At 70.8% G+C, this 8,109-nt stretch carries 8 protein-coding genes; 4 read left to right on the plus strand and 4 right to left on the minus strand.

Going from position 1 to position 8,109, the window contains the following annotated elements; translation table 11 throughout:
- The first annotated feature begins 190 nt into the window (after window positions 1-190).
- The 4 genes from pstS to ABFX54_RS31785 all read left to right on the plus strand — a co-directional run bounded on the left by pstS (window position 191) and on the right by ABFX54_RS31785 (window position 4,368).
- The gene (gene pstS, locus ABFX54_RS31770) at window positions 191-1,264 is read left to right on the plus strand and encodes a phosphate ABC transporter substrate-binding protein PstS (protein ID WP_346110258.1); all 1,074 of its coding nucleotides are present in this window, start codon (window positions 191-193) and stop codon (window positions 1,262-1,264) included.
- Between the two features lie 72 nt (window positions 1,265-1,336).
- Window positions 1,337-2,464, plus strand: coding sequence for an L-talarate/galactarate dehydratase (locus ABFX54_RS31775; protein ID WP_346110259.1), 1,128 nt, complete (start codon window positions 1,337-1,339; stop codon window positions 2,462-2,464).
- A gap of 3 nt (window positions 2,465-2,467) precedes the next feature.
- Window positions 2,468-3,616, plus strand: a complete 1,149-nt coding sequence (locus tag ABFX54_RS31780; protein WP_428834600.1) for an L-talarate/galactarate dehydratase — start codon at window positions 2,468-2,470, stop codon at window positions 3,614-3,616.
- A gap of 11 nt (window positions 3,617-3,627) precedes the next feature.
- Window positions 3,628-4,368, plus strand: coding sequence for a FadR/GntR family transcriptional regulator (locus ABFX54_RS31785; protein WP_346110260.1), 741 nt, complete (start codon window positions 3,628-3,630; stop codon window positions 4,366-4,368).
- A gap of 9 nt (window positions 4,369-4,377) precedes the next feature.
- Here ABFX54_RS31785 and ABFX54_RS31790 read toward each other — a convergent pair whose 3' ends face one another.
- From ABFX54_RS31790 to ABFX54_RS31805, 4 genes are all read right to left on the minus strand, one after another.
- Window positions 4,378-5,652 carry a glucarate dehydratase family protein gene (locus ABFX54_RS31790; RefSeq protein WP_346110261.1) on the minus strand — a complete coding sequence of 425 codons (1,275 nt, stop codon included), beginning with the start codon at window positions 5,650-5,652 and terminating at the stop codon, window positions 4,378-4,380.
- Window positions 5,649-6,059 carry a universal stress protein gene (locus ABFX54_RS31795; RefSeq protein WP_346110262.1) on the minus strand — a complete coding sequence of 137 codons (411 nt, stop codon included), beginning with the start codon at window positions 6,057-6,059 and terminating at the stop codon, window positions 5,649-5,651. The genes ABFX54_RS31790 and ABFX54_RS31795 overlap by 4 nt, the downstream gene beginning before the upstream one ends.
- The gene (locus ABFX54_RS31800) at window positions 6,056-7,564 is read right to left on the minus strand and encodes a tripartite tricarboxylate transporter permease (RefSeq protein ID WP_346110263.1); all 1,509 of its coding nucleotides are present in this window, start codon (window positions 7,562-7,564) and stop codon (window positions 6,056-6,058) included. The genes ABFX54_RS31795 and ABFX54_RS31800 overlap by 4 nt, the downstream gene beginning before the upstream one ends.
- A gap of 9 nt (window positions 7,565-7,573) precedes the next feature.
- Window positions 7,574-8,109 (minus strand): tripartite tricarboxylate transporter TctB family protein (locus ABFX54_RS31805; RefSeq protein ID WP_346110264.1); only part of this gene is annotated, 536 nt, incomplete at its 5' end.

Below are 8,109 nucleotides of genomic sequence, written 5' to 3' on the forward strand. Positions count from 1 at the left end.
CATCGTCCAGCGCACCCCCTGGCTCAAGTAACCTCTACGACCCCGCGCCCACCCCGGCAGAGCGGAGGTGGGCGTTCGGCTGTCCGGAGGCAGGGCCCGCGGTGCGCAAAGAGGGAAATGACGGACTCATGCGGCCGGCTTGACGGTTGATCGAGGTGCGCGGGAACGGGTGCTTCCTAAGCTGGGCGGGGTGGCAAACCTGAAGCGGATCGCGTGGCCGGGGCTGCTCATCGCCCTGGTCCTGACCGCGGGCGTGGTCACCCTGTGCGGGGTCGGGTACTTCATCAGCGGGGAGAAGGGGACCGACGGGACCAGGGTCGTGAAGTCGATCACCGGGTCCGGGTCGACCGCGCAGAAGGGGGCGATGGACGCCTGGCGGGCCGAGTTCCAGCGGATTCATCCCGAGTTCCGGGTGGACTACCGCGCCAACGGGTCGGGGGCCGGCATCCGGGACTTCATCGCCGGCACCACCGCGTTCGCCGGGTCCGACATCCGTATGCCGCCGGGGGATCAGCGGCTGGCCGACCGGCGCTGCGGGGGCAGCGCGCTGCATCTGCCCATGGTGATCGGGCCGGTGGCGCTGGCGTACAACCTGCCGTCCGTACCGGAGCTGAGGTTGTCGCCGGACACGCTGACCGGCATCTTCACCGGGCGGATCACCCGATGGGACGCCAAGGAGATCCGCGCCGACAACCCCGGCGTGCGGATGCCGGACGCGCGGGTCCGGCCCGTTCACCGCGCCGGCGACTCGGGCACGACGCACAACTTCACCGCGTTTTTGCGGGCGACGGGCCGGTGGCCGAACGAGCCGTCCATGGTGTGGCGGGGTGCGGGGCGGCCGACCCGGGGTTCCATGGGGATCGTCCAGGTCGTCCAGTACTCGGAGGGTTCCATCGGGTACGTCGAGTACGGCTACGCCAGCAACGCCCGCCTGCGCATCGCCAAGATCCGCAACTCCTCCGGGCACTTCGTCAAGCTCTCGCCCGAGAGCGCCACCCGGGCGATGGAGGGCGCCAGGGTCGTCAGCACCGAACACGGCCCGATCGTGAAGTTCGACTACCGGACCAGGATCCCGGGCGCCTATCCCATCGTCATGATCACCTACGAGATCACCTGCCAGGGTGACGCCGACCCGCTGGTGCGGGCCTTCCTGAGCTACACCGCGGGCGACGCCGGCCAGTCCTACCTCGCCCTGTACGGCTACGCCCCCCTCCCGCACGACATCCTCGCCGCCGTACGCACCCGGCTCGGCCTCAGCAGCTGAGCATGTTGTCAGATGACTTATGGATTTGTACGATGACGTATGAATCCTGCCGCCCCACGCCCGAGGACCACCATGGCTTCCGACCGCATCCGTCACGTCGCGCTCTCCTCCGTCACCCTCCCCCTCGACGTCCCCGTCAGCGACGCCAAGGTCCTGACCGGACGGCAGAAGCCGATGACCGAGATCGCTTTCCTCTTCGCCGAGATCACGACCGAGGACGGCCACGGCGGCACCGGCTTCAGCTACAGCAAGCGAGCCGGCGGGCCGGCGCAGTACGCGCATGCCAAGGAGGTGGGGGAGAACCTGGTGGGTGAGGATCCGTCGGACATCGGCCGGGTGTATGAGCGGTTGTTGTGGGCGGGGGCGTCGGTGGGCCGGTCGGGGGTGGCCACGCAGGCGCTGGCGGCGATCGACGTGGCGTTGTGGGATCTGAAGGCGAAGCGGGCGGGGTTGCCGCTGGCGAAGCTGCTCGGCTCCTATCGCGACTCCGTCAGGACGTACAACACCTCGGGCGGCTTCCTGCACGCGCCGATCGAGGAGGTGAAGGCGCGGGCCTCCCAGTCCTTGGCTGAGGGCATCGGCGGGATCAAGATCAAGGTGGGGCAGCCGGACATGCGGGAGGATCTGCGGCGGTTGGCGGCGGTGCGGGAGCATCTGGGGGACGGGGTGCCGTTGATGGTGGACGCCAACCAGCAGTGGGATCGGGCGAGTGCGTTGCGGTTCGGGCGGGCGGTGGAGGATCTGGGTCTGGTGTGGATCGAGGAGCCCCTGGACGCCTACGACGCCGAAGGTCATGCCCAGCTCGCCGCCGCGCTCGACACCCCGATCGCCACCGGCGAGATGCTGTCCAGCGTGGCCGAGCACGTACGCCTCATCGAGGCCCGCGCCGCCGACATCATCCAGCCCGACGCCCCCCGCGTCGGCGGCATCACCTCCTTCCTGCGCCTGGCCACCCTGGCCGACCACGCGGGGCTGCAGCTCGCGCCGCACTTCGCCATGGAGATCCACCTCCACCTGGCCGCCGCCTACCCGCGCGAGCCCTGGGTCGAGCACTTCGAGTGGCTCAACCCGCTGTTCGAGGAGCGGCTCGAAACCCGCGACGGCCGCATGATCGTCCCCGACCGGCCGGGGCTCGGGATCACGCTGAGCGAGCAGTGCCGCAAGTGGACCGTGGACAGCGTCGAGTTCGGAAAGGCGTAGGCCGTGTCCGGCACGCGGGCGCGCGTCACGTCAGGGGCCGTCGTCGCCGTGCGGTTCGGCCGCTACGCGGTGCCGCTGGCGCGGCCCGTGAGCGACGCCAAGGTGGCCACGGGACGGCAGCGGCCCCTGTCCCAGCTCGATGTCCTGACCTGCGAGATCACCACCGGCGACGGCCTGGAGGGGCTCGGCTTCTCCTACACGACCAGGGCCGGCACGCCGGCGCAGTACGTGCATGCCAAGGAGGTGGGGGAGAACCTGGTGGGTGAGGATCCGTCGGACATCGGCCGGGTGTATGAGCGGTTGTTGTGGGCGGGGGCGTCGGTGGGCCGGTCGGGGGTGGCCACGCAGGCGCTGGCGGCGATCGACGTGGCGTTGTGGGATCTGAAGGCGAAGCGGGCGGGGTTGCCGCTGGCGAAGCTGCTCGGCTCCTACCGCGACTCCGTCAGGACGTACAACACCTCGGGCGGCTTCCTGCACGCGCCGATCGAGGAGGTGAAGGCGCGGGCTTCCCAGTCCTTGGCGGAGGGCATCGGCGGGATCAAGATCAAGGTGGGGCAGCCGGACATGCGGGAGGATCTGCGGCGGTTGGCGGCGGTGCGGGAGCATCTGGGGGACGGGGTGCCGTTGATGGTGGACGCCAACCAGCAGTGGGATCGGGCGAGTGCGTTGCGGTTCGGGCGGGCGGTGGAGGATCTGGGTCTGGTGTGGATCGAGGAGCCCCTGGACGCCTACGACGCCGAAGGTCATGCTCAGCTCGCCGCCGCGCTCGACACCCCGATCGCCACCGGCGAGATGCTGTCCAGCGCGCCGGACCTCGTCCGCCTGATCGACCTGCGCGCCGCCGACTTCCTCCAGCCCGATGTGCCCCGCGTCGGCGGCATCACCCCCTACCTCAAGATCGCCGCCCTCGCCGACCACGCCCACCTCCAGGTCGCGCCGCACTTCGTGATGGAGATCCACGTGCACCTGGCCGCCGCCTACCCGCGCGACTCCTGGGTCGAGCACATCGAATGGCTCTCGCCGCTGTTCGAGGAGCGGCCGGAGATCAGGGACGGGCGCATGCTGGTCCCCGAACGGCCCGGCCTCGGCCTCACCCTGGCCGCGCACGCCCGGGACTGGCGGCTCGACGACGTCCTCCTCGGAGGCGGGTAGATTTGTCAGCCGTGCCCCCAGACCCCAAGGCCGGCCGCGACACCGGGCGCAGGCTCGACCGTGACAGCGGGCGCGGGCTCGCGCACGAGCTCGTCGAACGGCTCAAGGCCCGCATCCTGGCCGGCGAGATCCAGCCCGGCCAGAAGCTGCCCACCGAGTCCTCCCTCATCCAGGAGTTCGGCGTCAGCCGCACCGTGGTCCGCGAGGCCGTCTCCCGGCTGCAGGCCGCGGGGCTGGTCGAGACCTTCCAGGGGCGCGGATCGTTCGTGCTCGCGCTGCCCGCCTCGACGGCCTTCTCCGTGGAGGCGTCCGGCATCCGCACCCACCGCGACGTCCTCGACATGATCGACTTCCGGATCGGCGTCGAGTCGGAGGCGGCCGGGCTGGCCGCGGAGCGCCGGACGGACCTGCAGCTCAAGGCGATCGAGCGGGCCCTGGTCGACCTCGGGCGCTCCGGCGAGCAGCCGGGCAACGCGGTCGAGGCCGACTTCGCCTTCCACCTCAAGGTCGCGCTGGCGTCGGGGAACCGGTTCTACTCCGACCTGCTCGCCTCGCTCGGGCCGATGATGATCATGCTGCCGCGCACGCGTCTGCCGCACGTCCACACGGTGTCCGACGCCACCCACTTCACCCGGGTGACCCTGGAGCACGAGAACATCTACCGCGCCGTCGCCGACCAGGACGCCGCGGCGGCGCGGGCGGCGATGCGGCTGCACCTGTCCAATTCCCGCGCCCGCCTCCAGGCGCCCTGAAGGGCTACGTCACCAGCGGGCCGTGTTCGGGGTGAAGCCGGGGACGATCGACCGCATGTACGCGGTGTCCTCCCGCCCCCGCTGCCCGCACGCGACGTACTGCTCGTGCAGCGCGGCCAGCGCGTCCTCGTCCAGCTCCACGCCCAGGCCGGGCCCGGTGGGCACGGCCACGCTCCCGTCGCGGAACTCCAGCGCCCCCGGCTTGACGACCTCCTCCGTCTTCCACGGGTAGTGGGTGTCGCACGCGTACGTGAGGTTCGGGGTCGCCGCCGCGAGATGCGTCATGGCGGCCAGGCTCACGCCCAGGTGCGAGTTGGAGTGCATCGACAGGCCCAGCCCGAACGTCTCGCAGATGCCGCCCAGCAGCGCCGAGCGGCGCAGCCCGCCCCACAGGTGGTGGTCCGACAGGACGACCTGCACCGCGTCGGCGGCGACGGCCGGCTTGAGGTGCTCGAAGGCGATGACGCACATGTTCGTGGCCAGGGGGATCGACGTCTGCCGGGAGACCTCCGACATGCCGGGGATGCCGGGAGTCGGGTCCTCCAGGTACTCCAGCACGCCCGACAGCCGCTCGGCCGCCTGGACGGAGGTCTCGACGGTCCAGGCGCCGTTGGGGTCGATGCGCAGCGCGTGGCCGGGGAAGGCTTCAGCCAGGGCCTCGACGGTCTCGTACTCGTGGCGGGGCTCGTACACGCCGCCCTTGAGCTTGAGCGCGGTGAAGCCGTACTCGTCGACCATCCGCCGGGCCTGGGCGACCAGCTGCTCGGGCGTGCGGCCCTCGCCCCACGAGTCGTCGTCGTGGCCCGGATGGCCGGCCCACTTGTAGAACAGGTAGCCCGAGAAGGGGACGCGGTCGCGTACGGCGCCGCCGAGCAGGTCGCTCACCGGGCGGCCGAGCGCCCTGCCCTGGAGGTCGAGCAGCGCCACCTCGAACGGCGCCACCACGGTGTCCACGGCGCTGGAGACCTCCAGCATGCCGCCGAAGCTCGCGCCCGCGCCCCCGGTGCCCTCCCCGAGCGTCTTCACCACGGTCGCGCGCAGCGCGTTGAGGTCGAACACGTCCGCGCCGGGCAGCGCGGCGGCCACCGCGCCGAGCCGGTCGAGGTGCGACTGGTCGGCGTACGTCTCGCCCAGGCCCACCAGCCCGGCATCGGTGTGCACCTGGACGATCGCGCGCAGCACGTACGGCTGGTGCACCCCCACGACGTTGAGCAGCGGCGGGTCACGGAAGGCGACCGGGGTGACGACCACCCTGCTGACCCGCCCCGCTTCGCGCGGGCTCAAAGCTCGGCTCGCACGGCAGGGGCCTTCACGGTCAGTACGGGCACGCTGGCCTCCATGAGGATCCGCTGGGCCTCGCTGCCCAGGATGAACTTGCCCACCAGCGACCGGTGCCGCAGCCCGATGACGATGAGCGTGCCATCGCTCTCCCTGACCAGCTGCTCGAACGTCTCGGGCAGGTCGTCGTCGTGCAGCGGCTGGCGCAGCTCAGCGTCCACCCCTGCCTCACGGGCCCGCCGCAGCAGCTCCGAGCCGGCCGCGTCGTCGATCTTGTGCTCGTCCACGGGGGCGCCGCGCCGTGGCGAGTTGACGATGATCACGCGTTCTCCGCGCAGCCTGCCTTCGCGCAGGCCGGCGTCGACGGCGGCCTCGCCCTCGGGCGTGGGCAGGTAACCGACGAGGATGGTCATGAAACAGTCTCCTCCACACGATCGGTGGTCATGCGGCGCAGCGCCTTGCGGATGAGCGGCCAGACCGCGACGATCACGACCAGCGCCAGCACCGTCCCGGAGATGGGACGGGTCAAGAAGCCCGCGGGATCGCCGCCGAAGATCAGCAGCGACTGCCGCGACGAGTTCTCGATCATCGAGCCCAGCACGAACGCCAGCACCAGCGGCCCCGGCTCGAAGCCGAACTTCTTCATCAGGTACCCCAGCACGCCGAACACGATCACCATGAAGACGTCGTACACCTTGTTGTTCACCGTGTACGCGCCCAGCAGCGTGATGAGCACCGTGATCGGGGCCAGGATGGCCGGCCGCACCCGCAGGATCCGGACGAACACCCCGACCATCGGAATGCTCATGATCAGCAGCAGGATGTTGCCGATGTACATCGAGTTGATGACGCCCCAGAACACGTCCGGATGCTCGGTGACCAGCTGCGGCCCCGGCTGGATGCCCTGGATGAGCAGCGCGCCGAAGATCAGGGCCATGGTCGCGTTCGCCGGGATGCCGAGCGTCAGCAGGGGGATGAATGAGGAGGTGGCGGCGGCGTTGTTGGCCGTCTCGGGCGCGGCCACGCCCTCGATCGCGCCCCGGCCGAAGCGCTCGGGCTGCTTGGCGCGCCGCTTCTCCAGCGCGTACGCGGCCAGCGACGACAGCACCGCGCCACCGCCGGGCAGTACGCCGAGGACGAACCCGATGAGCGAGCCGCGCCCGATCGCGCCCTTGGCCTGCCCGAGGTCCTTGCGCGACGGCCAGACGTTGCCGACCTTGGCGGGGGAGTGGACCTTGTTGTGCCGTTCCTCCAGGTTGTAGAGGATCTCGCTGAGGCCGAACAGGCCCATGGCGATCGGGATGAAGTCGATGCCCTCGGCGAGGTCGAGGCTGCCGAAGGTGAAGCGCTCGGCGCCGGTGAAGGTGTCGCGGCCGACGGTCGCGAGCAGCAGGCCGACGCAGGCGGCGATGATGGCCTTGAGCCGGTTGCCGTTGCCGACCGAGGAGATCAGCAGCACGCCGAGGATGCCCAGGGCGGCGTACTCGGGCGGGCCGAAGTCGAGCGCGAACCCGGCCACGACCGGAGCGACCAGCGTCAGGGCGAGGATCGAGATCGTGCCGCCGACGAAGGAGCCGATGGCCGCGATGCCCAGCGCGGTGCCCGCCCGGCCCTGCTTGGCCAGCGCGAACCCGTCGAAGACGGTCACCACCGAGGACGCCTCACCGGGCAGGCGGAGCAGCACCGAGGTGATCGTGCCGCCGTACTGGGCGCCGTAGAAGATGCCGGCCAGCATGATGATCGCCGACACGGGGCCGATGCCGTACGTGATCGGCAGCAGGATCGCGATCGTCGCGCCGGGCCCGAGGCCGGGCAGCACGCCGATCAGCATGCCGATGATGACGCCGATCAGGCAGTAGAGCAGGTTGGCCGGTTCGAGGACGACGCCGAAGCCGTCGAGGATCGGGGAGAGGTCCATGTGACTTTCTCAGATGAGTCGCGGGAGCGGGATCGAGAGCAGCAGCACGAAGAGCACGTAGAACGCGGCCACGGCGCCGACGCTGATCACGATGGACGAGCGCCACGACTCCTTGCCCAGCCAGCGCAGCCAGACGAACATGAGCAGCAGCGAGGGGATCTCGAAACCGATCACCGGCAGGAGAGAGGCGAGCCCGACCAGCGTCACCAGGCCGACCACGGTGAGCAGGCTCGACCGGGAGAAGCGCTCGGTGTCCTGCAGCCCGCGGCCGGTGAAGGCCAGCGTCGCCGACAGCACGATGATGACGATGCTGATGGCGAACGGCCACAGGCCGGGGCCCGGCTGGGTGAGCTGCCCGAGACCGAGCGTGTACGACACGACGGCCCCGAACACGCCTGCGGCCAGGGCCACCACGGCCGCGCCGAGCTGCGCGAACGGGCCCGCGTGCGGCGGCCTGGCCTCCTCCAGCTCGGCCTGGAGCCGGTCGGCCTCGGCCTGCAGCGCGTCGGCGGCGTCCAGCGGCGCCGCACCGGGCCGGTGGGGAG

It is taken from the genome of Nonomuraea maheshkhaliensis (assembly GCF_039529435.1).
GTDB lineage: Bacteria > Actinomycetota > Actinomycetes > Streptosporangiales > Streptosporangiaceae > Nonomuraea > Nonomuraea maheshkhaliensis.